Genomic DNA, 23550 nt, shown 5'->3' on the forward strand with positions numbered 1-23550 from the left:
TCTGTACTGCTGGAATACCAAGCATTCCACTCGCTCATTTGTGATAAGTGTTGCTGGCGATCGGCGATGATTTGACCTACACCCGGCACAAGCCCTGTGTAATAGTCTTGTAAACAGTAGGGCAAATCTTCATAACTGCGATTGATTTCTACAGGAACCTGAAGAAAAAGTTGTTGTAGCAAATAAAGGGGGTCGGTAGCGCCCTGCTGTAATGCATAATCCATTACATCCCGACCGGCTACAGGGCGCGGCCAGCTTTGGGTAAGCAGGTCCAGTAACGGTAACAAGCGCGCATCACGCAAAATAAATTGCCCAGATAAAGCACTTGTGACCGCATAACCACCATCTGCTAAAAGCTGCCAGGTAAACCAGCCGGCCAGACGCAGGTCAGCCACACGGGATAAGTCCGGCGCTACCGGTGTGGGGTAGCTTGTCTGATGCGTGAGGAGACTTTTTCTAAATGTTCTTCCTACCGCATAGTCTAAATACTGCAGCTGCTCTAAGCGGGATTTATGTTGAGTCAGCCTCTGAAACCTTGCATTTGTGGTGAGACCATAAGTTTGGGCTAAGTCTTCTTTAGCATCTGCCTCGCCCACAAAAGCCAAGCCATATTGCTGTGCTAACGCACAAAAATCCTTAAAATATAGCGGGTGATTATGCGTTTCTAAGTATTCGTGCGCCAAATAATAATCATTTTGTGCCGAGGCTGGCACCTGCTGTGCCAACTGCTGCAACACAGGAGCCAGCGGGTTCTGTACTGCTAAACCCTCTTGAATAAACGGCAATAAATCACGCGCTTGTTCAATACGCTCTTGGTAACAAACAGCGGGCTCAGTATGCCACATCATCCAATCACGTAGCAGCTCATGTGCTTTCCACCCGGGATACGTATTAAAACTGATATAAGCAATGCCCTGAGGGCTTAATAGTCGCTGGCAGGCATGAAGCAACTCCCGTTGCAGTGTTGGGGGAACCCAGCTAAACACCCCGTGCGCAATAATATAATCAAACGGCCCCCACGCGTCTGGAATATCCGTAAACGACATCGCGTGCAGCGAGATATTGGATAAGCCAGCTCGCGCAATGACCCCCTGTCCTTCACGAATTTGGACCTCAGAAATATCCACCCCTACAATGTGGGCATCTGGATATAAAAAAGCAGCGGGTAAACAATTGCCTCCGGCAGCACAACCGATCTCTAGAATACGAGCCGAAGCAACTGGAGGCGCATTTAGGCCATACAAATAGGCGACCGCACGAAGATGTCCCGGCGCGCACCATTTGAATGCATTAGAAAAATAAGGAAAAGCGTCATACGAGGTGGCTAACTGATGAAGAACGGCTTCTAGTTGTCCCATGCTCCTGCTCTACAGCTATAAATAAGTTAAAGCTATATACATTAGCCCAAAGACTGACAATACGCTATTTAGTGCAAACCACGCCAACGCGGCACGGCCGGCTCAGCACTCGCCCATTTCCACTGCTGCTGTTGTTTACAGATCACCGCCGTGTACGCTTGTGTCTGTTCTTTTTCCTCTACGGTAAACAATAACTCACGACAGAAGGCCAACGCATTAGGTATATCACGAATCACTTCGAGCTGCCCTTTTTCTCGACCATATGGAATCGTTCTATGTACCGCCCAAGCACGGCTTTGGCCTAATGGCAGCTCACCAGCAAGTTGAGCAATTAGGTCTTGCTGCTGCGTTGTCCAATGGCGCAGCACGGCTTTAATCGACGCATCAGTAGCCGCTTGCACCCCAATACCTACGGCATAGCCAACAGCGGGGTTAGCAGTAGCCGCGCTGGTGGCTAACCCGGACACGGCACCCACAGCGCTCCCGACTGAAGAGGTAGTACATGCCGAGAGCCACGATGCCATAGCTAATACAATAAACGCCATGATGCTGCGCATTATTGCAGTGCTCCCCACCGTGCTGTAGCGGGCTCAGCGCTTGCCCAGCGCCACGTTTTTCCATCTTGGCAAATCGTGCTCACATAAAACTGGCGCTCCGCCGCAGGCTCATCAGCAGATCTATCCACCACCGAAAACACCACCTCTTTACAGCTTAAGCCCATTCCACCGATCAAACGGCTAACCGTCACCTGCCCATAAGCATCCGGTTCCAAAGGCAACTGATGGGCCACCTGCCACTCAGCCACTTGCCCTACGGCTAATGGGCTCGCCGCCTGAGCAATCGCATCTTGTTCTTCGGCTCGCGTTTTTCGTTCTAAATATTGCAATGCTGCTTTAGCCCCAGCCTGCACACCCAAACCAATTCCTGTCGCAGCAGCAGCGTTGTCCGTGACTTGATCCGCAATGGCGACACCCGCTACTCCAGCCCCTGCGCTCACACCTTCGCTTAAAAACGAACTACAACCACTTAATAGCCACCCTACCCCAAAGATGAAAAATAATAATCTATGCATCCTATGTCCTCAGGCTTTGGCTTTACCGCTACCAGGCCACCTCTAAAATATCTTGTTGTGCTGAAATTAGACTTAGCCAGTGTAGCGAAAGGGCGACGACGATAAGGTAAAAGATCGTAAAGCACACCACCACGTCGCAACAAAGAAAAAATGATACAAACAACATTGACCTAGCATCACCATTTACCGCTATAATCAGCGCATCAAGGGGAGTAGCTTAGCTCCGTCGCATCGTCATCACGGTAAACCTCGGTTTCCCGGTGCGCGGGTAACGCACAATAGTGAAATGTGGCCTCAACCCACATCGTTACAAGCAAGACCTTGCCACTCAAAGGGCAAGGTGCGTTTACTCCAAACGAAATAGCCTGTCCTTTGTGGGATAGGCTTTTTTTATTGTTGGAGTTTTATATGTTGGAATTTTTTCAAACACTTAGCTGGGCAGCCGTCTTTCAAATCATTATGATCGACATTCTGCTAGGCGGTGACAATGCGGTGGTGATCGCTTTGGCTTGCCGTAATTTGCCGCATAAGCAGCGTATTCAAGGCGTACTCTGGGGCACCGCTGGCGCCATTATTCTTCGGGTAGTGCTGATTGCCTTTGCCCTAACCCTATTAACCATCCCCTATTTAAAAATTGTTGGTGCTGTGCTCTTAGCGTGGGTCGCCTTACGTTTACTCATCCCCCACGATGAGGAACACGGCAATATCCAAAGCAGTGTGAGCGTATGGTCAGCAGTCAAAACCATTATCATTGCAGACTTTGTCATGAGCTTGGATAACGTCATCGCGATTGCCGGTGCCGCAAAACTCGCCAGCCCGGATCACCAGCTCGGCTTAGTGATTTTTGGCTTAGTCATTAGTATTCCTATTATTGTCTGGGGCAGCACCCTGATTTTAAAGCTCATCGACCGCTTCCCTGCGATTGTGACGTTTGGGGCGGGCTTATTGGGCTGGATCGCCGGTGGGTTATTAGTGACTGATATTGCCTATATTGAGCATTTTGGTGAGCCCAGCTCTCTTGTGCATTATGGTGCGCAAGTAGCCGGTGCCCTTGTTATTGTTGTACTCGGCAAATGGTTAGCGCATCGTAAAAAAGCTGCGGCCGTCGCTTAATACCAAACTGATCCTCTGCTTTTCACACTTGCCCAAAACGCTTTTCGCTTTTTGGGCTTTCTTATACTCAGGATGATTGAGGTTTTACTCCAAATACCCTACCCCTTGAAAATATCCACCCCCACCCCATATATAAAAATAAGAAAGATATATTGAATGAGAAAGGAGAATGATCTATGACTAACTTTCCTATTCGCAGTCGTTTTATGAGTGATATTTTTAATGATTTAACCGATGGCTTTTTTATTAAACCCTTACAAGGTGAGCCATTACCAAATCGTATTGCAGTAGATATCACTGAAAATGAAAAAGCTTTTGAAATACAAGCCGAACTACCCGGCGTCAAAAAAGAAGATATCCATGTAGACCTCCATGGCGCTACTGTTAATATCAAAGCAGAAATCAAACAAGAGAAAAAATCTGAAGATAACCGAGTACTACGTACAGAGCGTTATGTAGGCAGCGTGGCACGCCGCTTTGAACTACCCGTAGAAATTGACGTGGATCAAGCCAGCGCCGATTACCAGGACGGGGTTTTAACATTAAGCCTACCTAAAAAAGACACGCTTCAAGGCGCACGCAAGCTACAAATCAAATGATCTTTATATGCCCACCCTCATGGTGGGCATTTTTATATTACACCACTACTAACGGGGCGCTTTTAGCCAGCGCTCAAACCGGCTGGGGTCTCCCCCCGCGGGCACATACCATACACGCTTTACCGGATCCCAACGAGCGCCACGCTGCTTGGCCTGATCTTTTTCAGCAAAGGGTACAACCAAATCAATACGCGGTGTTTTATAAACCGCTTGGGGTTCTCTCACCGTAGGCGCTCCCTTTTGCGCTTGTTGTGCTTCCACACGTAATTGTTGTAAACGCTGCTGCGCCAGCGGCTTCACCTGCTCTAAAGACATGGCTGCTACATAATCACTCACCCAATGAGCTTTGTCAGGCACAAACAAACTTAATCGCTTTTGCGCGCGCGTGATCGCCACATAAAAAAGATTCTGCTCGATAAGTGCGGGGCTTTGTGCTGAAGGAAACTCGCCTTGGGCTAAAAATGGTAGCAACACATGCTCAAACTCTTTACCTTTGGCCTGAGCTACACAACTCAAGTGCAAAGCCACCGATTGCTGATTGATTTTTTCTCTATCTATGCACCATTGATATAAACCATGCAAGTTGCTTTGCTGTTGACTGGCCAAATCCATAAAAGCGTCAATGGACTTTTGGATAACTTGCGCTTGATGCTCCAAAACATATAAACGTTTTGCTGTATGTACGGTATCCATTATTGCTACCGCCTCATTTAAAAAATCAAACGCCATATGATGAGGAGCCGAAGATTGCGCTAAAGCTAATATTTTTTCTAAACGTGATACATTTTTAATCGAAGATGTTTTTTTAACTTGATAACGTAAGAAAACAGGTAGTAACTGGGGGCTAACGAGTAAATCTTCCACTACCTCTTCAAACTCAGAGGGTAAAATATCAATTTCAAAAAACAAAACCAATGCGCGCAGCATTTGACGTCGCAAATCTAAACTTACTTCACCATAATCTTTTAAAGCCAAAGCTAATAAAGCGCGCAAAAATAAAATCTCATCACGCTGCAAATACCCAACCATACCCTCTAAGCGATAGGGAATATTCGCCGCCATCAGCGCATTTTCTATAGCAACAGATTGATGCGTATCACGCAAAAGCACGGCACACGCTGCTAAGGCTCCCCCTTGCTGCACCCATAGTTGGATGGCTTGCACAAGCGGTGTGGTCATTGCCTCCCCCGTCATAGCATAGGGGTGCACATGAATCTGTGTAGCCAATGGTAAGGCGCTCTCTACCCGTTTTTGCTTAAAAGCCCCCGCAGCGTAAGCCAAATATGGACCATGTCGATAAGTTTGGCTTAAAGGGTAGCGTGCAATCGAATCAAAATACGCCGCAAAGCGCTCATACAGATAAGTGGCCTCGGCAGCTAAGTCCTGATGAATGACCTGATCCTTATCTCCGGCCGCCACCAAATAACTTTGCTGGCGTGACATCAATGCCCGCAAAATTTGAAACGCCGCTTCGTTGGCATCATGCAATTCATCGACCACAATGACACGATACACAGGTATATGCGCTAATAGCTCGGGTTGATCTAGCAGGGCACACGCCAAATCATAGGTCGCATCAAAAGGCCCCCTAAACAATACCCCCTCGTAGGGGCTTTGGCGCAGGCGTTCGTATTGCTGCGCCCACAAAAAATCCGTCACTGTGACCCCGGCTAAGGCTGCTTTTTCAAAAAGATCCTCGTCCTCGCCCAAACGTAAATCCATGCGCGCTTTTAAGCGCAACTGACTTTGGTAAAACTGGCTCAGGGCTACATGATGTGAGCGTATTTCCAAGTAAAACTCTTCACGATGCGCATACCGCTGGCTCAGCATCTCTTGTGCTTCTAGCATCATCGGTTGCAAAGCGTGCATCTGCGTCATACGCGGCGGCTCTTGCTCCTCCCAATACGTCAAGACCTGCTGCGCAAAGTCCTCGACACGATACAAAGCCAAACGCCGCACCACTGCTGGCGCTACGCCCAACTCCAACAGCCGTTGTCGTAATACCTCCAAGGCCTCTGGAGTAAAAACCAGACCTAAGATTTGTTCCGGCGCCAAACCACGCGTCAAAGCCTCCCCAATGCGCAAGGCCAAAGTCGTGGTTTTTGCCGCACCAGCATTTGCCTCGATTAAGCTAATACGTTGCTGAGCACACTGAATCGCCTGCTGCTCGGGTGTTGGCAACAGGTTTTTAGGAAAAAAACGCGGTCGAATCATTGTCCTCGCGCAGAAAGGCGCTGCGCCAAGATATCCAGATTAGCCAAAGATAAACGATGCTGCTCAATCAACGCTAACGTACCGTTGTGATACATCTGCGCAATTTCCGCGTCCTCTAATGCCGCTACCTTATCCATATCAACCACCCAAATCCCAGCCAGGCTCTCTGAGTGATCCCCATCAGTTAATTGAATCGACTGCGGTTTTAGTAAGCCTTGGTTTTTCAACCGCATAACCCATTGCTGAGTTTGATCTAATTCCACCTGTAAGGTGCGTAATGCATGCACCAATTGCGTTAAATAGGCAGAGGGCGCCCCAGCCTCAAAAAAAGCCATGCCATCGCTATGACTTAAACCTGGGTACTGTTTATCCACATAGACCAAGGGCTGTTGTGTTTTTTCATCAAAGCCCAAATGAAAAGGATGACGTTTTACCCATGCCGGAATATAACAAAATGGCTCCCATGCCCCTGAGCTTTGGACAAAAGCATTATCTTGTGCCTGAAAACTGGTTAACACCACGGACTGTAAAGTATTGCCTTGTGCGTCGGCCGCGATAAACACAATAGGATAGTTTTTACAGGCAAGCTCATATTCGCTTTGCGCTAAAGGCAACGCATTCTGTGTTTTTGCAAAATCATAATGATCTGGACGCAAGGTGATTTTTAACTGGGTATCGCTCCCATCTAAAGCCAAAAGATCCGGCATCGCCATCTGCTGTGACATAAATCCCCCAATAAAAATTCCATTATATAGGCATAGGCAACTCCCTAGAAAATCCACTATACTAAACCATAGTAATAACTATTCTCATTTCTATTTATGTCTGCTGCACCCGCTACGCTTGCGGTTTACCAACAGGTTTTACACCGACGGCTATTTATTTTATTCGGGCTTGTACTCGCTATTGTATTGTGCTTAATTGCTGATTTCATGTTGGGCCCCTCTGGGCTCGCTTGGTCTGAGCTCTATCACGCCTTATTTAATCCCAGCTTGGCGGACCCCACTACACGTGTCATTGTGTGGGACATTCGTCTGCCTTACGCGCTGATGGCTGTTGCCATTGGTATGGGGCTAGGCCTATCAGGTGCCGAGATGCAAACCATCTTAAATAACCCGTTGGCTAGCCCGTTTACGCTGGGTATTTCTTCAGCGGCGGCTTTTGGTGCTTCTTTGGCCATTGTGCTGAACTTTTCTGTTCCCGGGGTGCCAGCCAGCTGGATGATTGCCACCAATGCTTTTATTTTTGCGGTATTCTCGGCTTTATTGCTCGATGCTGTGGCCCGTTGGGGCGCACTAAGCACGTCTTCTTTGGTGCTTTTTGGGATTGCGCTGGTTTTTTCCTTTAATGCCCTCGTGTCCTTAATGCAGTTTGTAGCTAGCGCCGAAGCCCTTCAAGGTCTGGTTTTTTGGACGCTTGGCAGCCTATCACGAGCAAGCTGGCCTAAAGTCGGCCTTATGTTTTTAATGGTGCTACTCCTATTTCCGCTCGCCATGCGCGATGCATGGAAGCTCACCGCCCTACGCTTGGGCGAAGAACGCGCTTTAAGCTTTGGTATTAATGTTCAACGCTTACGCCTTAGCTCATTATTACGCATTAGTCTGCTAGCCGCGTTGGCGGTGTCCTTTGTAGGCACTATCGGTTTTGTAGGGCTGATTGCTCCTCATATTGCACGCCGGCTCTTTGGGGAAGACCATCGTTTCTATTTGCCTGGCAGTGCACTGGTGGGCGCTTTAATTTTATCCATGGCCTCCATTGCCTCAAAAAACATCGTCTCCGGTGTCATTGTTCCGGTTGGCATTGTGACGTCTTTAGTCGGCGTGCCCTTTTTCTTATCCGTCGTATTACGTCGCCAAACCGCATAAAGGAGTCCTATGTTATCCATCGACCACCTTCAAGTTGGCTATGGCAACAAAATCATTTTGCAAGATATCCACGTCGACCCGATCGCTCCCGGTCAGGTTGTGTCACTGCTGGGAGCAAACGGCTGTGGCAAATCCACCCTACTCAAAAGTCTAGCGGGGTTAATCCGCCCCAAAAAAGGGCATATTACGCTCAATCACCAAGACCTTACCCAACAAAATTTTGAACAGCGCGCTCAACACGTGGTGTATTTACCGCAATCTTTACCAGCTTCAGTGCATTTACGTGTTTTTGAGTCCGTGCTTGTGGCGGCCAATGCCACGCTACGCCCTACCCAACAAAGCAGCGCCGATGCCGATCGCATCATGGCTTTGCTTGAGCGCCTCGGGATCGCGCATTTATCCATGCGTTATTTAGACGAGCTATCTGGGGGACAAAAGCAACTGGTCGGGCTTGCCCAAGCGCTGATTCGGCAGCCAACGCTATTGCTTTTGGATGAGCCGCTTTCCGCGTTGGATCTTAATTATCAATACCACGTTATGGAGCTGCTTAAAGAGCAGACGCAACAACAACAAATGATCAGTGTGATTGTGCTACATGATTTAAACGTTGCGCTTCAACACAGCCAACACTGCTTATTACTTAATCACGGGCATATCTTAGCCCAAGGTCCGGTTGAACAAGTCATCCACGCTGAGCATTTAGCTACGGCTTATGGGGTTCGCGCACGTATCGAAGCCTGCAGCCGCCAACAGCTCCATGTTTTTATTGATGGTCTCAGCACCAATGCCGAGGTAAACACATGAAACGTTTTTTCTTGTTTTTTTATGGGCTCCTGTTTGCTTGGCAAGCCCACGCCGCACCCATTACCGTTACGGATATTACAGGGCGCGAGGTCACGCTTGCCCAGCCTGCCAAACGTATTATCTTGACTCAGGCACGTCACATGCCTGTGTTAGCCTTATTACATCCTGACCCAGTGAGCTTGATTGCAGGCTGGTCGGATGAGTTTAAAACCGCGTTTGTCAACGAATACGAGCAATATCAGAAGCAGTTTCCTGCCATTCGCGACATCCCTACCGTAGGGCGTCATACCGCTGAAAGCTTCTCTGTGGAACAAAGTCTTGCCCTTCGTCCCGATCTGGTTGTATTGACCGCTCGCTTTGCGGGACTTTTACCGAATCAGGATCCCAACGAATCAGCACTCATTCGCCGCTTTGAGGCCGCTGGCGTGCCAGTGCTGATCGTAGACTTTTTTATGGATCCATTACAAAACACCGTACCCAGCCTAAAGGCTTTGGGGGCAGCCATCGGCGCAACGGAACGCACTCAAGCTTTTATCGATTTTTATCAAGAACAAATGCAAGCGGTACAACATCGGCTCCAAGATCTGGATGAACAAGAGCGCCCCCCTGTTTTTATCCACGCACACGCTGGCAGTACCGATTGTTGTAACTCACCTGGCACCGGCACATTTAACGATATGGTGCGCTATGCCGGCGGTCATAATATTGGCGTCGATGTGCTTAAAACCCCGACAGGTAAACTTAATTACGAGTTTATTAACGCGCGCAACCCCCATGTATATGTAGCCACCGGAACGGGCGCAAAACGACGAGAACAAGCCGGTGGATTACTGATCGGCACGGCCATTGAGCCCGAACAAGCGCAAAAGAGCTTACAACGTGTTATCCAGAGCAATAAACTCCAGCATCTGCGTGCGGTACAACAACACAATGCACACGGGATTTGGCACGCGTTTAATGATTCCCCTTTGCATATGATTTTTATCCAAGCCTTAGCCAGCTGGATTCACCCACAACGTATGCAAGGCCTGTCTGCCCAACAAACCTTAGATTATGTCAATCAGCATTTTCTAACCGTGCCCATGCAAGGCACCTATATTGTGGACTTACCCGCGTCCGGATTATGATGCAACACCAGTTTTTTCAGCTGCCCACTTCTTATACGCCCTCGGCTCCCCATACCGAACTATTGGCACAACCCTACCATATTCACCTATGGACCCCACCCTCCCAGCACGCCGTGCCTTTGTTGCTCTTACTGGATGGTGATTGGGTCCATAACCATGTGCAGCAATTTTTACAGCGTCAGCCCCGCCCACTTAATTATGCAATTGCTACGTTAGGATTTGGACTCGCACGCCCCGAGGCGCGCCAACGCCGCTCTTTTGAGTACACACCGATTCCACCTGCTCCCCGCCCTGCCGTCGACCCACGTGTGCCCAACTGGTTAGCGGGGGGGGCGCCGGCCTTATTACACACTATCCAAACACGACTTTTGCCTCTTCTCAACCAACATGCGGTGATTCACCCACAACGCCTAGGCTTATTTGGGCATTCTTATGGGGGGCTCTTTGTGCTATGGGCGTTATTGCAACAACCAGAGCTATTCCAACACTATATTTCCGCAAGCCCTTCGCTTTGGTGGTATCACCCGTTTATGCAACAACACGCCTCACACCTCCCACCGCTCAGCACACGCCTTCAGCTGGATCTGCTTATTGGTGAACAAGAACAATGGCGCCCTAAACCCGCCACCCCTGACGCCCCGCGTCCTGCGGGCATCCCCACATTGGGTTTTTTACAAGCCTTTTTACAACATTTACCTCGCTCAAGTCAGCTTAAGCAACAATTGCGGCTCTATCCCGAGGCCGATCATGGCGCCATGCTAGGCTTAGCCACCGAGTTTGCGCTCACGGAGTTCATGGCATGAACTACTGGTTGCTCTTGGATCGTCAACAAGCCCCCGCTATGTCCGCCTTTATGCCCTATTTACATGAAAGCGAATTTAAGCACGCCCAACGTTTACGCTCTTTAGCGCTACAACAACGCTATATCATTGGGCGCGCCGTTGTGCGCCAACAGCTGGCTGTACAACTGCATTGCTCTCCACTCGATATCGAGCTCGCCTACAACCCTTACCAAAAACCCTTGGTCAAAAATCACGACCACTGTTTTTTTTCTATTAGTCATAGTCAGCAATACACTGCTGTGGCGTTCAGCTCAACGGTTATTGGGGTAGATATTGAGCATATCGCGCCCACCATCGACCCAGCTTTACTCGATGTAGTGCTGACTACGCATGAGCGCCCTCATGTCCAAAGCGCTACTGACTTTTATGCTTATTGGTGTGCCAAAGAAGCCATACTCAAAGCCCATGGGACGGGTTTTCTTACCAACCCACTGCAACTGCATTTACATAACCATCAGGATTGGACTTTTCAAGCAGAACTAGCCAATCAAAATTTTTATGCTCAGTGTGCTTTACCCGTTACGGGACTTATGAGCTGCGTGGCATCGCCTTTACCTCTACCAGACTTACCTCCACAAGGATGGGAGGTGTTGACTTTTTCTCTGCCTAAAGTGATACACTAATATAATTAGTAATCATTCTCATTATCATGACCAGTCACATTCCACTTCAACAAATTTGGCCTACTGAGTTCGTTCAAAAGTACACCCAAGCCGGATACTGGGAAGGTCAGTGCTTTGGGGATCTATTAGCACAACGGGCACAAGACTATGCCGACCAGCTGGCGGTGATTGGCCCGCAAGAACAATGGAGCTATGCTCAGCTAAATCAAAAGGCTTCTCTAGTCGCCGCCGGCTTACAGCAGCTTGGGCTCAAACAAGGCGCACGGGTTTTGGTGCAGCTGCCCAACATCCCTGAATTCATCAGTGTAGTTTTTGGCTTATTTCGGGCCGGCATGATTCCTATTTATGCTCTGCCCGCTCACCGCATCACTGAACTCGCGCATTTTGCTGATCAAGCCCCTGCCGACGCCTATATCGGCGTGGATCATTTTGATGGGTTTGATTACGTACAACAGGCTCAAACGCTGCAAAGCCGCTGCCCTCAATTACAACATGTCATTCTCGTTGGCGAGGCCGGCCCTTTTATATCGTTAGAGCAGCTCATGCACCAAGGTCAAGGTATCACCGTCCCCGATAATGTCTCGCGTGCAACCGATGTCGCCTTTTTGCAGATTTCTGGCGGTAGCACAGGCTTATCCAAGCTTATCCCACGCACTCACAATGACTACATCTACACCCTGCGTGAAAGCGCACGCATTTGTGGTGTTAACGCCCAATCCCGATTTTTAGCTGCTTTGCCTATTGCACATAATTTTCCGATGAGCTCACCGGGGTTTTTAGGTACGTTATATGCAGGAGGTTGTGTGGTGCTTAGCTCAACCCCCGAACCCGAGGCCTGCTTTGCCCTGATTGAAAAACACCGGGTCAGTTTTACTAGCTTGGTACCACCACTATTATTGATGTGGCTTGAATACGCCCCCCATAGCCGCTATGACATCTCATCGCTGCAAACCATACAGGTTGGGGGAGCAAAACTCATCCCCGAGGTCGCAAAACGCGTCACCCCTACGCTGGGTGTGCAACTACAACAGGTTTTTGGGATGGCAGAGGGGCTAGTGAACTACACCCGCTTACACGATGATGCGTATCTGGTTACTCATACTCAGGGTCGCCCCATTAGCCCAGATGATGAAATGCGTATTGTGGATGACAACGATCAGCCTGTTGCTCCTGGACAAGCTGGCCATTTGCTTACGCGCGGGCCCTATACCATTCGGGCTTATCACAACAACCCAAGCGCAAATGCACGCTCCTTTACTGCCGATGGTTTTTATCGTACCGGCGATATTGTGCAGCTTACCGAGCAAGGGTATTTAATTGTCCAAGGGCGTGCCAATGACCATATCAATCGCGCTGGGGAAAAAATCTCTGCCGAAGAAATCGAAGACCATCTATTAGCTCATCCGGCTGTTTTTGATGCGGCCGTTGTTTCTGTGCCTGATGACTACCTGGGCGAGCGTAGCTGTGCTTTTATTATCCCAAAAAGCGACCACGCTAAACCACGTGCCCTTGATATCAAACGCTGGATTCGTCAACGTGGTCTTGCTGATTTTAAAGTTCCGGACCAAGTCATTTTTGTAGATAAATTCGATATTACAGCGGCGGGAAAAATTAGCCGCAAACAACTACGTGCCCAACTTAGCCAACTGTTACAAAATCACCATGACTGATCAACACACTGTATTACCTATCACTATAGAAACCATGCGCGCCGATGTGGCTGCCATGCTCCACGAAGATCCAACCGAAATTCTCGATGACGATAACCTGATGGAATGGGGGCTCGATTCAATGCGTGCTATGAGCCTAGCCGCTCGTTGGCGCAAAGCCGGCGCTCAAATTGAGTTTGCCGATATGGCCGCCGAACCCACCTTGGCTCACTGGTGGGATGTCATCAATCGTCATCACATTTAAATCGTTGTCAGTGTATGTCTTCTTGTTTTGCTCTTAGCTCTGCTCAGCAAGGCCTTTGGTACGCCCAGCACCTTGATCCGAGCAATCCGATTTTTAATACCGCGCACTATGCCGATATTCAATCACCTTTAGACGTCTCGTTATTCACACAAGCCGTCAACCGCGTCCTAGAACAAGCGGATGTATTGCGCTTGCGCCTTTGCATTCAAGATGACATGGCCCAACAATGTTTTGATGGTCCCCAACCGGTCTTAGAGGTCCATACCGCTTGCTCTACCACTGAAGAAGCTTTAACCCACATGCGTGCAGACCAGCAACAAGCTCTTGATTTGCGTTACGACAGTGTCTCACGCTTTATTTTGTTTGTACTCAACACCCATCATTTTATTTTTTATATGCGTGTTCATCACTTAGCCGCCGACGGCTATGCCATGAACCTACTGGAAACACGCATCCTACAACATTACTTAGCGCTCACCGAAGGTAAACCCTGCCCCGCCCCCCTAAGCTCTATCCATCACGTTTTAGCCGATGATCAACGCTATTTACACAGCCCAAAATATCAAAAAGATCGGGATTTCTGGTTAGAACAGCTTCAGCCTGATCTGGATGTAGCTAGCTTAGCATCCACTACCGCACTGAGTGCGCCTACGTTTTTAGCTCATCATCAACCAGTCAGCACACAATGGAGCCAAAAACTGCTCCAGTTTTGTGCTACCCACCAATACCCATGGCCAGACGTGCTAACTCTGCTTAGCGCTGTATATATTGCACGCCATACGGGTCAATACGATTCGGTCTTTGGGGTCCCCTACATGGGACGCATGGGTAACCAAAGCGCGCTTGCTATCGCCACCGTGATGAATGTTGCCCCTTTGCCGCTACAAATTGACGAGCAGTTATCTATTCCCGACTTTTTACACCAAGGCATGAAAGCGCTGATGCGCACACGTCGTCATGGCCGCTACCGCAGTGAGCAATTACGCCGAGACTTAGGTCTGCTCGGTGAAATGCGCCGCCTACATGGGCCACTGATCAATATCTTGCCTTTTGATACGCCCTACGATCAGACTCCGCTGCATGCAACTTCACATGTGTTGTGCGCTGGTCCCGTCGAAGACCTTAATATTACATTTAGGGCCGGTACGCAGGCGCAAGGCATGCGCTTAGAAATCGAGGCCAACCCCAAACTCTATTCACTGGACATGCTGCAAGCGCACAGTGATCGCTTACTCACCTTTATCGAAAAAGCCTGGGATGCCCCTACTCTACAAGCCATCCCAACCCTGACCCCAAGCGAACAACATTATTATGTGCATACGCTTAACCACACTGACCACCCTGTTCCGGTAACCACGCTCAATGCACTGATCGCAGACACGGTATCCCTGCATGCTCAGCAAACCGCCCTAAGCGATGACAACCATTCCTATACCTATACCCAATATCAACAACGGGTAGAAGCACTTTGTCTGCAACTCTATCAAGCGGGGGTGCGCCGAGGCGATATTGTGGCTGTGGGCATGACACGCCGTGCGGAGCGGGTTTTATTGCTGCATGCTATCCTGCGTGCGGGTGCCGCATACTTACCTCTGGATCTTAGCCAGCCCCCAGCGCGCTTAATCAATGTCTTGCAACAGGCTCAGCCCGTCCTTTGTATTAGCGATACGACCATTGCTTCTGCTGACCCACTACCCTGCCCCACGTTGCCTATAGATGCTTTGCCCTCGGTCGCACCGCACCTTCGTCTTCAGCAGATAGAGAGCGCACACGCCACGGACGCAGCCTATGTACTATTTACTTCCGGTTCTACTGGTGACCCCAAAGGCGTGGTTGTCTCCCACCAAGCCATTGTGAATCGTCTACTATGGATGCGTGAACACTATGCTATCCAAGCAGGCACCCGCTTTATACAAAAGACCCCTTATACCTTTGATGTGTCTTTATGGGAATTGTTTTTACCCTTTATCAGTGGTGCCCATTTATACGTAGCGCCCCCCGAAGCGCATAAAGACCCCCAACAGCTGGCGCAACTGATTTGCCAGCACCATATTGAGGTCATTCACTTTGTGCCCTCTATGCTCGCTGCGTTTTTAGCCGATGCAAGCAGTCAGGGGCTAAGTATTCCTTTGGTTTTTTGCAGTGGCGAGGCCTTACCCGCTTATTTACGTGATCGCTTTTACACTCGCATCCAAGGCCAACTGCATAACCTATATGGTCCAACCGAAGCGGCGGTCGATGTCAGCTACTGGCATGCCAGCGCACAGGATCAAAGCGATCCTATCCCCATTGGTTTTCCGGTATGGAATACCGCCTTATATATTTTAGATGAACAACTACGACCCGTTCCTGCTGGTATCAGCGGTGACCTGTATATCGGTGGTGTGCAACTGGCCGACGGCTATTTAGGGCGCCCTGATTTAACCGCCGCGAGCTTTATCCCCCATCCTTTTGCCACAGGACGTATTTATCGTACGGGTGATAAGGCACGCTGGCGCACCGATGGGGCCGTAGAATATCTCGGGCGTGCGGATTTTCAAGTCAAATTACGCGGTTTACGTATTGAGCTAGAGGAAATTGAACAGATCCTACAGCAGCACCCTGCCGTACAGCACTGCGTCGCTCTGGTGCGCGAGGACCAACCTGGTCAACAACTGCTCGTGGCCTATGTGGTATTAACCACCCCAACCAACCCCGAAGACCTACTTGAGCAGTGTCGCCAATACTTACCTGACTATATGGTGCCAAGCCACCTCGTCATTCTGGATACCTTGCCCTTGAATCGCAGCGGCAAACTGGATCGCAAAGCGCTACCGGCTCCGGCACGGCAAAATCAGGCGGGCACCCTGCCTACCACCGCAACGCAGCAACAGATCGCGGCCTTGTTTCAACACGTGCTACAGCTGCAGCACCCTGTATACATTGAAGATAATTTTTTCCGTCTTGGCGGACACTCTTTACTAGCAGCGCAACTGATTGCCCAGTTACGTCAATCCTATCCCGAGCTTAACTTAGGGGCGATTTTTGCGCATCCCAGTGTGGCGCAATTAGCCCATTATCTGGATCACGAACTAGCCACCCGCACACATAGTGCTGGCTTTGAGCCGATGTTGACCTTACACCAAGGGGACTCACAGCGCCCAGCGCTATTTTGTATCCACCCAGCGGGAGGGCTCAGCTGGTGCTACGGGGCACTGGCACGCGCCGACTTAGATCAACGCTCAGTTTATGGGCTGCAAGCAGATACATTCCATAATGAGTCTACCTCTCAAACTCATTTGGATACGATGGCACAACGCTATGCCGACCGTATTCAAGCTTTGCAACCCACTGGCCCCTATCACCTGTTAGGCTGGTCTGTAGGTGGTATTCTTGCCCACGCCGTGGGCGTCACGCTCCAACGTCGCGGGGAATGCCTTGGTCTGATTTGTTTATTAGACGCTTACCCAAGCTCCGCGTGGCGCGCCCAACCATTACCAGCCGCCAATGCTATCTACAAAGCCTTATTACATATTGCTGGCTTTGATCCTAATGAGCTGCCTCATGTCGCCTTAACGCGTCAAAGCGTTATTGATTTTCTGCGCCAACAAAATCACCCTCTTGGTGCCTTAGATAACACACAACTCAATGGTGTCTTTGAGGCGGTAGCCCTAAATAATGCCGCCGTACGGGAACATCAGGAACAAAAGCTACATGCCAAGGTGCTGTATATCCAAGCGGGCTTAGATCACAAAGACACCGATTTAAACCCGGCTATGTGGCAACCATGGGTGGAACAACTTCATGTTCACACCCTGCCTTTTCTACATGCACACCTGACTGGCTCCGAAGCCTCAGCTCAAATCGCACCGCTGCTCAAGCATGCTTTACAGCAGTCAGAAACACACCCTACCTTATCTATGGAATCATGAGTCGTTTTTTATTAGATATCAGTCCTTTACGCCAAAGCCGTGCTTTTCGTTACGCTTACGCCGCCCGTACAGCCACCGTGTTAGTCACTGGCATGCTCATGGTGGCCGCCAGTATTCAGCTGTTCGAAATGACGGGATCCAGTATTGCAGTCGCCGGACTCAATGCGTCCATGGCAATCCCTATGGTTTTGGCTCTGATGGTTGGGGGCGTGCTTTCGGATCGCATGGACCGACGCAAGCTGATGCTGTATTCACGCAGTGTGTATGTATTTAGCGTGAGCCTGTTTTTAATTAATGCCCTCTTACCCAGCCCCACCATTTGGCTTATTTATCTTGCCGCCACCATTGGTGGTGCCGCCGGCGGTATTAGTGTGCCTGCCATGATGTCTGCAACACCGGCCTTAGTCGGTCGCGAACACTTGGCCGCCGCCGCTGCTCTTTCAGGGTTATCCATGCAGATTGGTGGCGTGATCGGCCCATCACTTGCGGGTTTGATTATCGCGGGGCCGGGCTTAATTTTTTGTTATGTAATTGTGTTGGCCGCCGTCCTCACCACCCCTTTTTTCTTAAAACAATTACCCGCTTTACCCCCTAAAGGGACACAGCCACAACAACCCGCCATATTCCATGCCTTTATCGAAGGTTTTACCTATATGGCTAAACAACCCCTTTTGCGCTCTTTACTGCTTATTGACCTGACGGCGGTGGTGCTGGCTACCCCTTTGGCCTTGCTTCCTGAATGGGGAACACAGGTTTTGCAACTAGGCCCCGAAGCCACTGGGCTTCTGTATTCTGCCCCAGCGGTGGGCGCTACCCTAATGGCATTAAGCTCTGGCTGGACCAAAACCGTAAAACATCCTGGACGCTTTATTATCGCGGCTGTGATGCTTTGGGGTGCCGCTGTGTTTGCCCTTTCCCAGTGGGTCTGGTTGCCTTGGTCTTTGCTTTGCCTTGCCTGCATGGGAGCGGCCGACACCGTCTCTAAAATCTTGCGTATGGCACTTGTACAAAAACACACACCAGATCACCTGCTAGGCCGTATGTCCAGTCTCTGGATGACCCAGTCGGCATTAGGCACGGCGGTAGGCAATATGCAAATGGGTGTGGTTTCACGTTGGTCCAATCCGACTACGGCTTTTTTCATTGGTGGGGGTGCCTGTTTTCTACTGAGCAGCGCCTTTGCTTGGCGTAATCGAAGTTTAAAACACATCGAAAACTAATCCATGTTAACTCAATCCTGTACTTACTCTCTTTTTAGCGAGCTATAGAAATGCAAATCAATCTTATTACTAAAAACAACACGTGGAAGCGTTTTGCGCTAAGCACAGCCGCCCTCCTTTTAAGCACCCAACTGTTTGCACAAAACGCTGTGTTTGACCAGCCTGACCCTGATTTTAATGCCATGCTCGGTGTCAGCGGCGTGGTGCACCCAGGCGATAAAGCAGAAGTATGGGGGCGTGGATTTAAACCCGGCCAAGAAGTACAGCTTATGCGTAATGGCCAAGTCCTAACCGGAAACCAGCCAGTAGTTGCCGACGATCAGGGGCAAATTCGTGTAGAAATCCATATCCCCCACGATGCGGCGCTAGGCTTACACCCCATCATTGCACAAGTGGCTAAACCATCGGCGGCTACGGTTTTTGATCTAAAAGTCTCGCCCAAAATTGAGGCCACCGGTGAGGACAAGTTCACCCTGACCCAAGCCCCCGTCACCGCAGGTTTATATCAAGTGGCCTACAGCGCTAAAAACGATGTGCTCTTTGTGACATCTGCCGTAGGACGCCCGCCCGTTAAACAATCTCAGCTTAGCAAGGTCGATCCAAAACAACTCAAAATAACACAACATATCACGCCCGCTGCGGACCCTGCACGTGAGGGGCAAGTCATGGCCGTCTATGGGATAACGGTTGACGACAAGCAAAATACCGTATGGGTGACTAATACTCGGGCTGGCACTGTCGCTGTCTATAGTCAGGATGATCTCAAACTGCTTAAACAGTTTGAACATGGTAGCGCGCCTCATGCTCGCGATGTAGTTGTGGACGAAACGCAGCAAAAAGCGTTTGTGTCTTCGCCCACCTCTAACCAACTCTATGTTTTTGATAGCAAAGCGCTCAAAGCACTTGATCCCATTACGATTCCTTCTAAAACCCGTCAAAATTTTGCGGCGATGAGCTTAGCTTATGATGCCAAGCAGCAACGCTTATACACCGTTAGCCGCAGCACAAACGAGCTCGCTGTCATAAACACCAAAACCAATGCCGTTGAAACCGTTGTGGCGCTTTCTGGTATTAAAAATGCCTCTGGGATTGCCATCGCCCCCGAACACCAACGCGCTTTTGTGACCGGACAATCCACCGATAACGTGGTCATCGTCGATCTAAAAGACAACAGCATTTTGCACAACACACCTGTAGGCGCAGGCGCACTGAATGTCGCTTGGGATGAGGCTTCTCAGCTTGCCTATGTCGCCGTTCGTGGCGCAGATGCCGTCACCGTCATCAACATCAACGGCGAGCTGGTTGCACACCTACCCATTGGCAGTTTCCCCAACCACATCACCACAGATCAAAAAGGCCATGTATATGTGGTGAATAAAGCGCGCGGTCAAGAAGATGAAAGCGCTGATCAAATAACACGGATTCAACCTAAATAATTTTTAAAAAGGGGCTAGGTGTACACCTAGCCTATTTGCTATGAATGTGTTGCAGATGTACGAACCACACAGTGCCTTATTTGCAAGCCCCATGGGCACCTTATTAACTTACGGTAGCAAAAAACGTCTGTTTTTTACTAATGCCTCTGGACTGCTCACCCAACAGGCACGGCAACTACTGCGGGCACACCCTGAGGTCGAGTACATGGTGGGTTTGCTGCCCTTTAATACTAACCAGCCCGCCCAGCTGCTTATCCCCGAGCAGGCCCATTACACTAAAGGCTATTCCTATGCAAAAAACACCACTTACGCCTCCACCGCCATCCAGCATATCCAAGCCCGCCCAACCGCCGCTGTCTTTGAAAAACAGGTTGAGCAGGCTCTGGCCGCATTACAGCAAACCCCGCCATTACAAAAATTGGTCATGGCTCGACACTTGGATTTGCAGCTCTCGCAGGCCTTAGATCGTACAGCGCTTTTAGATGCCCTGTGGCAAAAAAATCCAAAGGGTTATACCTATGCCATTCCTTTAGACAACAGTACTGACCCAGCTACCTTTTTGGGAGCCAGCCCAGAACTGCTGCTACGCAAGCAGGCAAACCGTGTTTATCTGAATCCCTTAGCAGGTACCGCTCTGCGCGACTTAGCAGACCCAGAACAAGACCAACGCATTGCCCAGCAGCTTCAAGCTTCTGCCAAAGACCGGCATGAGCATGCCATTGTTATTGAAAATATTTTAGAAGCCCTAAGTCCTTTTTGTGATCACTTAACGGCCGCGACAACCCCTAGCTTGGTGTCTACCGCAACGTTGTGGCATTTATCTACAGAAATTCATGGTGAACTCAAATCACCATATGCAGATGCGTTGACTTTGGCTTTGGCTGTGCATCCCACCCCCGCCGTATGTGGTCACCCCACTTTATTAGCACGCGATCTTATCGAAAGCATCGAATCTGAACACCGTGGCTTTTTTGCAGGAGCAGTCGGCTGGATGAATCAGGCGGGTGATGGCGAATGGGCGGTTGCCATTCGTTGTGCGCACTATCAAAACCAACAATTACGTCTTTCTGCAGGAGCAGGCATCGTGATTGGCTCTGGCGCACAAGCCGAACGCATCGAAACAGGGAACAAGTTACGCACTATGCTCAATGCGTTACAGATCCCTGACGAACAAATTCAACAAGGAATTACCCAATGACAGAAAAAACCATTGCCGCTATCCCTAGCTACCCCATGCCCAACAGCACACGCCCCAATCGCGTGAATTGGACCATACAACCACAGCGGGCAGCCTTATTAATCCATGATATGCAGTATTATTTTTTAAAGAAATACAATATGGATCAGGCGCCTATTCCTGAGCTAATCAAAAACACGCAGGCCTTATATCAGGCATGCAAACAAGCAGGCATTCCCGTTTTCTATACCGCTCAACCCAAAGATCAAGACCCTAAAGACCGCGCGCTTTTAAATGATTTTTGGGGCTCGGGTGTAACGGCTCCCCACTTTCAAGCAGAGCAACCTATTATCGATGCTCTGCATCCCGCTGCTGACGATATCCTATTAACCAAATGGCGTTACAGTGCTTTTGTGCGGTCTGATTTCCAAGAACAGCTCGCTCAACGGGGGCGTGACCAGCTCATCATTACCGGCATTTATGCTCATATTGGCTGCATGACCACAGCACTCGATGCGTTTATGCGAGACATTCAGTCTTTTTTTATTTTGGATGCAACCGCAGACTTTAGTGCGGCCGAACATCAAATGGCTATTGACCATGTTTCACAGCGCTGCGGTGTCAGTCTGAATACCGCCACGGCACTGACTCAAATCCAGGAGTAAAACATGAGCGCTATTCAAAAAACCATTTTAATCACCGGAGCGGGAAGCGGTATTGGCGCAGAAATTTGTGCGCAGCTGCTCGCTCAGCAACACACGGTATGGGCCGTTGATAAAAATACATCCGCGTTAGCATCGTTACAGCAACAATACCCAAACCAGCTCTATTGTCAGGATTTAGATATACGTGATGCCCCAGCCGTGCAACGCTTTTTAGCGGATTTGCTTGCCCAGCAAACCATCGATACGTTGATCTGCGCGGCCGGCGTATTGCAGATGGGATATGGACATACGCTGAGCTTAGCGCAGTGGCAGGACGTGTTTGCGGTCAATACCCAAGGCGTTTTTTTATTTTGTCAGCCGGTTGCCGCGCAAATGCGCTCGCGTCAACAAGGCGCTATTGTCATTATTAGCTCAAATGCCGCCACCACCCCCCGCATCAATATGGGGGCTTATGCCGCCTCTAAAGCGGCGACCACTCAGTTTGCTAAATGCTTAGGGCTAGAATTAGCGCCTTTGGGAATACGGGTCAATATTGTTTCACCAGGGTCAACCGATACCCCCATGCAACAAGCCATGTGGCAACAAGGCAGTAGCCAACAAACCGTTATCGCTGGGAATGCGAAAGATTTTCGTTTAGGCATACCATTACAAAAAATCGCCACGCCAAAAGATATCGCACAAGGCGTACTTTTTTTGTTAAGCGATGCTGCCGCTCACATTACATTGCACGATCTACGTATCGATGGTGGTGCTACTTTAGATAGTTAATCATATGGTAGCACCGACCATTCCCTGAGTTATTTACGCCTCGGCGATAACTGAAAGACTTATTTTTCTAAATTTTTAGCTGCGTCTGCTAGTCGAGCTTTTAACTGATCCGCAGGCAACCAGCCATTGGCACGCGAACCGTCCTCAAAGAAAATCGCTGGTGTGCCTTGTACCCCTAGTTTCATACCAAACTCTAGGATTGCATCAATGGGGGTATCGCAAGTTTTCTCTGCTGGTTTTTTATTGTCTTTCATCCAAGCAGACCACGTTGCCGCCCGATCATCGGCACACCATACATGCTCAGATTTTGTACGCGAATCAGGGGTTAATATAGGAAATAAAAACGAGTACACAGTAATGTTATCGATTTCGTCTAAAGTTTGGTGGAGACGTTTGCAATAAATACAGTTCGGGTCCTCAAACACAGCGATTTTTTGACTGCCATCACCTTTGACCATTTTAATTGCATTATCTAAAGGCAACTGGGCAAAGTCGACTCGATTGAGCTCCTCGATACGCTGAGCAGTTAAATCAGTACGGGTTTTTACATCCACCAATGAGCCTTGCAACACAAAATCTACATTCGGATTCGTGTAAAGCACATCATTACCCAAACGTAGTTCTAAAATATCTTGGAATGGAGTGGGCGAAACCTCGTCAATCACAATGCCATTGAACTCGGTCTCAAAGCGTTTTTTGGCCTGCTCTAATACCGCCGCAGATACCGTTGCCGACTGAGATTGTGCCCAGACATTCCCCCCCACCATTCCCACAGCACACGCAACCGTCGCTGCGACAAAACGCAATTTCATTCTGACTCCTGCTTTGTTTTTGCCTGTATT

General features: G+C 49.4%; 21 protein-coding genes. 15 read left to right on the forward strand and 6 right to left on the reverse strand.

What is annotated here, in order from left to right; genetic code table 11:
• From Q1V74_RS07300 to Q1V74_RS07310, 3 genes are all read right to left on the reverse strand, one after another.
• On the reverse strand, positions 1 to 1358 hold a 1358-nt coding region (locus Q1V74_RS07300), incomplete at its 3' end, for a class I SAM-dependent methyltransferase (protein WP_300647723.1).
• Positions 1359 to 1426: 68 nt separating this feature from the next.
• The gene (locus Q1V74_RS07305) at positions 1427 to 1903 is read right to left on the reverse strand and encodes a hypothetical protein (protein ID WP_300647725.1); all 477 of its coding nucleotides are present in this window, start codon (positions 1901 to 1903) and stop codon (positions 1427 to 1429) included.
• A gap of 11 nt (positions 1904 to 1914) precedes the next feature.
• The gene (locus Q1V74_RS07310; protein ID WP_300647726.1) at positions 1915 to 2430 is read right to left on the reverse strand and encodes a hypothetical protein; all 516 of its coding nucleotides are present in this window, start codon (positions 2428 to 2430) and stop codon (positions 1915 to 1917) included.
• Between the two features lie 408 nt (positions 2431 to 2838).
• Here Q1V74_RS07310 and Q1V74_RS07315 point away from each other — a divergent pair, with 408 nt between their 5' ends.
• Both Q1V74_RS07315 and Q1V74_RS07320 read left to right on the forward strand, forming a co-directional pair.
• Positions 2839 to 3543, forward strand: a complete 705-nt coding sequence (locus Q1V74_RS07315; RefSeq protein ID WP_300647728.1) for a TerC family protein — start codon at positions 2839 to 2841, stop codon at positions 3541 to 3543.
• 176 nt (positions 3544 to 3719) lie between these two features.
• Complete coding sequence (locus Q1V74_RS07320; RefSeq protein WP_260650240.1) at positions 3720 to 4142, forward strand: Hsp20/alpha crystallin family protein; 423 nt, start codon at positions 3720 to 3722, stop codon at positions 4140 to 4142.
• A gap of 48 nt (positions 4143 to 4190) precedes the next feature.
• Here the strand turns inward: Q1V74_RS07320 and Q1V74_RS07325 are convergent, their stop codons facing one another.
• Together Q1V74_RS07325 and Q1V74_RS07330 are read right to left on the reverse strand one after the other, a co-directional pair.
• Positions 4191 to 6356, reverse strand: coding sequence for an ATP-dependent helicase (locus tag Q1V74_RS07325; RefSeq protein ID WP_300647730.1), 2166 nt, complete (start codon positions 6354 to 6356; stop codon positions 4191 to 4193).
• Positions 6353 to 7081, reverse strand: coding sequence for a SapC family protein (locus Q1V74_RS07330; protein WP_300647732.1), 729 nt, complete (start codon positions 7079 to 7081; stop codon positions 6353 to 6355). The genes Q1V74_RS07325 and Q1V74_RS07330 overlap by 4 nt, the downstream gene beginning before the upstream one ends.
• Positions 7082 to 7177: 96 nt before the next feature.
• On the opposite strand from Q1V74_RS07330, the gene Q1V74_RS07335 reads away from it, so the two are divergent.
• The 13 genes from Q1V74_RS07335 (at position 7178) to dhbA (ending at position 22708) form a co-directional block, all read left to right on the forward strand.
• Positions 7178 to 8221, forward strand: coding sequence for an iron ABC transporter permease (locus tag Q1V74_RS07335; RefSeq protein WP_300647734.1), 1044 nt, complete (start codon positions 7178 to 7180; stop codon positions 8219 to 8221).
• 9 nt (positions 8222 to 8230) lie between these two features.
• Positions 8231 to 9025, forward strand: coding sequence for an ABC transporter ATP-binding protein (locus tag Q1V74_RS07340; RefSeq protein ID WP_300647736.1), 795 nt, complete (start codon positions 8231 to 8233; stop codon positions 9023 to 9025).
• Positions 9022 to 10152, forward strand: a complete 1131-nt coding sequence (locus tag Q1V74_RS07345; protein ID WP_300647738.1) for an ABC transporter substrate-binding protein — start codon at positions 9022 to 9024, stop codon at positions 10150 to 10152. Before Q1V74_RS07340 ends, Q1V74_RS07345 begins: the two co-directional genes overlap by 4 nt.
• Complete coding sequence (locus Q1V74_RS07350; protein ID WP_300647740.1) at positions 10149 to 10955, forward strand: alpha/beta hydrolase-fold protein; 807 nt, start codon at positions 10149 to 10151, stop codon at positions 10953 to 10955. The genes Q1V74_RS07345 and Q1V74_RS07350 overlap by 4 nt, the downstream gene beginning before the upstream one ends.
• Entirely contained in the window at positions 10952 to 11617 is a 666-nt protein-coding gene (locus Q1V74_RS07355) for a 4'-phosphopantetheinyl transferase superfamily protein (protein ID WP_300647742.1), read from the forward strand. Before Q1V74_RS07350 ends, Q1V74_RS07355 begins: the two co-directional genes overlap by 4 nt.
• 26 nt (positions 11618 to 11643) lie before the next feature.
• Positions 11644 to 13287, forward strand: a complete 1644-nt coding sequence (locus tag Q1V74_RS07360) for an AMP-binding protein (protein ID WP_300647744.1) — start codon at positions 11644 to 11646, stop codon at positions 13285 to 13287.
• The gene (locus Q1V74_RS07365) at positions 13280 to 13531 is read left to right on the forward strand and encodes a phosphopantetheine-binding protein (RefSeq protein WP_300647746.1); all 252 of its coding nucleotides are present in this window, start codon (positions 13280 to 13282) and stop codon (positions 13529 to 13531) included. The genes Q1V74_RS07360 and Q1V74_RS07365 overlap by 8 nt, the downstream gene beginning before the upstream one ends.
• A 14-nt stretch (positions 13532 to 13545) precedes the next feature.
• Positions 13546 to 17442 carry an amino acid adenylation domain-containing protein gene (locus Q1V74_RS07370; RefSeq protein WP_300647747.1) on the forward strand — a complete coding sequence of 1299 codons (3897 nt, stop codon included), beginning with the start codon at positions 13546 to 13548 and terminating at the stop codon, positions 17440 to 17442.
• Positions 17439 to 18662 (forward strand): enterobactin transporter EntS, encoded by a 1224-nt coding sequence (gene entS / locus Q1V74_RS07375; protein ID WP_300647748.1) that lies wholly within the window; start codon positions 17439 to 17441, stop codon positions 18660 to 18662. The genes Q1V74_RS07370 and entS overlap by 4 nt, the downstream gene beginning before the upstream one ends.
• A 50-nt stretch (positions 18663 to 18712) precedes the next feature.
• Positions 18713 to 20098: a YncE family protein gene (locus tag Q1V74_RS07380; RefSeq protein WP_300647749.1), complete on the forward strand. Its 1386-nt coding sequence runs from the start codon at positions 18713 to 18715 to the stop codon at positions 20096 to 20098.
• Positions 20099 to 20189: 91 nt separating this feature from the next.
• Positions 20190 to 21296, forward strand: a complete 1107-nt coding sequence (locus tag Q1V74_RS07385) for an isochorismate synthase (protein WP_300647750.1) — start codon at positions 20190 to 20192, stop codon at positions 21294 to 21296.
• The gene (locus Q1V74_RS07390) at positions 21293 to 21940 is read left to right on the forward strand and encodes an isochorismatase family protein (protein ID WP_300647751.1); all 648 of its coding nucleotides are present in this window, start codon (positions 21293 to 21295) and stop codon (positions 21938 to 21940) included. Before Q1V74_RS07385 ends, Q1V74_RS07390 begins: the two co-directional genes overlap by 4 nt.
• A gap of 3 nt (positions 21941 to 21943) precedes the next feature.
• Entirely contained in the window at positions 21944 to 22708 is a 765-nt protein-coding gene (gene dhbA / locus Q1V74_RS07395; RefSeq protein ID WP_300647752.1) for a 2,3-dihydro-2,3-dihydroxybenzoate dehydrogenase, read from the forward strand.
• 59 nt (positions 22709 to 22767) lie between these two features.
• On the opposite strand, the gene Q1V74_RS07400 is transcribed toward dhbA, so the two are convergent.
• The gene (locus tag Q1V74_RS07400; protein WP_300647753.1) at positions 22768 to 23520 is read right to left on the reverse strand and encodes a DsbC family protein; all 753 of its coding nucleotides are present in this window, start codon (positions 23518 to 23520) and stop codon (positions 22768 to 22770) included.
• Between the last annotated feature and the right edge of the window lie 30 nt (positions 23521 to 23550).

This window comes from Paenalcaligenes sp. (genome assembly GCF_030152715.1).
Classification (GTDB): domain Bacteria; phylum Pseudomonadota; class Gammaproteobacteria; order Burkholderiales; family Burkholderiaceae_B; genus Paenalcaligenes; species Paenalcaligenes hermetiae.

Coding starts and splice junctions, on each gene's coding strand:
- Q1V74_RS07305 (WP_300647725.1), bottom strand. CDS start 1,903: ATGGCGTTTATTGTATTAGCTATGGCATCGTGGCTCTCGGCATGTACT.
- Q1V74_RS07310 (WP_300647726.1), bottom strand. CDS start 2,430: ATGCATAGATTATTATTTTTCATCTTTGGGGTAGGGTGGCTATTAAGT.
- Q1V74_RS07315 (WP_300647728.1), top strand. CDS start 2,839: ATGTTGGAATTTTTTCAAACACTTAGCTGGGCAGCCGTCTTTCAAATC.
- Q1V74_RS07320 (WP_260650240.1), top strand. CDS start 3,720: ATGACTAACTTTCCTATTCGCAGTCGTTTTATGAGTGATATTTTTAAT.
- Q1V74_RS07325 (WP_300647730.1), bottom strand. CDS start 6,356: ATGATTCGACCGCGTTTTTTTCCTAAAAACCTGTTGCCAACACCCGAG.
- Q1V74_RS07330 (WP_300647732.1), bottom strand. CDS start 7,081: ATGTCACAGCAGATGGCGATGCCGGATCTTTTGGCTTTAGATGGGAGC.
- Q1V74_RS07335 (WP_300647734.1), top strand. CDS start 7,178: ATGTCTGCTGCACCCGCTACGCTTGCGGTTTACCAACAGGTTTTACAC.
- Q1V74_RS07340 (WP_300647736.1), top strand. CDS start 8,231: ATGTTATCCATCGACCACCTTCAAGTTGGCTATGGCAACAAAATCATT.
- Q1V74_RS07345 (WP_300647738.1), top strand. CDS start 9,022: ATGAAACGTTTTTTCTTGTTTTTTTATGGGCTCCTGTTTGCTTGGCAA.
- Q1V74_RS07350 (WP_300647740.1), top strand. CDS start 10,149: ATGATGCAACACCAGTTTTTTCAGCTGCCCACTTCTTATACGCCCTCG.
- Q1V74_RS07355 (WP_300647742.1), top strand. CDS start 10,952: ATGAACTACTGGTTGCTCTTGGATCGTCAACAAGCCCCCGCTATGTCC.
- Q1V74_RS07360 (WP_300647744.1), top strand. CDS start 11,644: ATGACCAGTCACATTCCACTTCAACAAATTTGGCCTACTGAGTTCGTT.
- Q1V74_RS07365 (WP_300647746.1), top strand. CDS start 13,280: ATGACTGATCAACACACTGTATTACCTATCACTATAGAAACCATGCGC.
- Q1V74_RS07370 (WP_300647747.1), top strand. CDS start 13,546: ATGTCTTCTTGTTTTGCTCTTAGCTCTGCTCAGCAAGGCCTTTGGTAC.
- entS (WP_300647748.1), top strand. CDS start 17,439: ATGAGTCGTTTTTTATTAGATATCAGTCCTTTACGCCAAAGCCGTGCT.
- Q1V74_RS07380 (WP_300647749.1), top strand. CDS start 18,713: ATGCAAATCAATCTTATTACTAAAAACAACACGTGGAAGCGTTTTGCG.
- Q1V74_RS07385 (WP_300647750.1), top strand. CDS start 20,190: ATGGGCACCTTATTAACTTACGGTAGCAAAAAACGTCTGTTTTTTACT.
- Q1V74_RS07390 (WP_300647751.1), top strand. CDS start 21,293: ATGACAGAAAAAACCATTGCCGCTATCCCTAGCTACCCCATGCCCAAC.
- dhbA (WP_300647752.1), top strand. CDS start 21,944: ATGAGCGCTATTCAAAAAACCATTTTAATCACCGGAGCGGGAAGCGGT.
- Q1V74_RS07400 (WP_300647753.1), bottom strand. CDS start 23,520: ATGAAATTGCGTTTTGTCGCAGCGACGGTTGCGTGTGCTGTGGGAATG.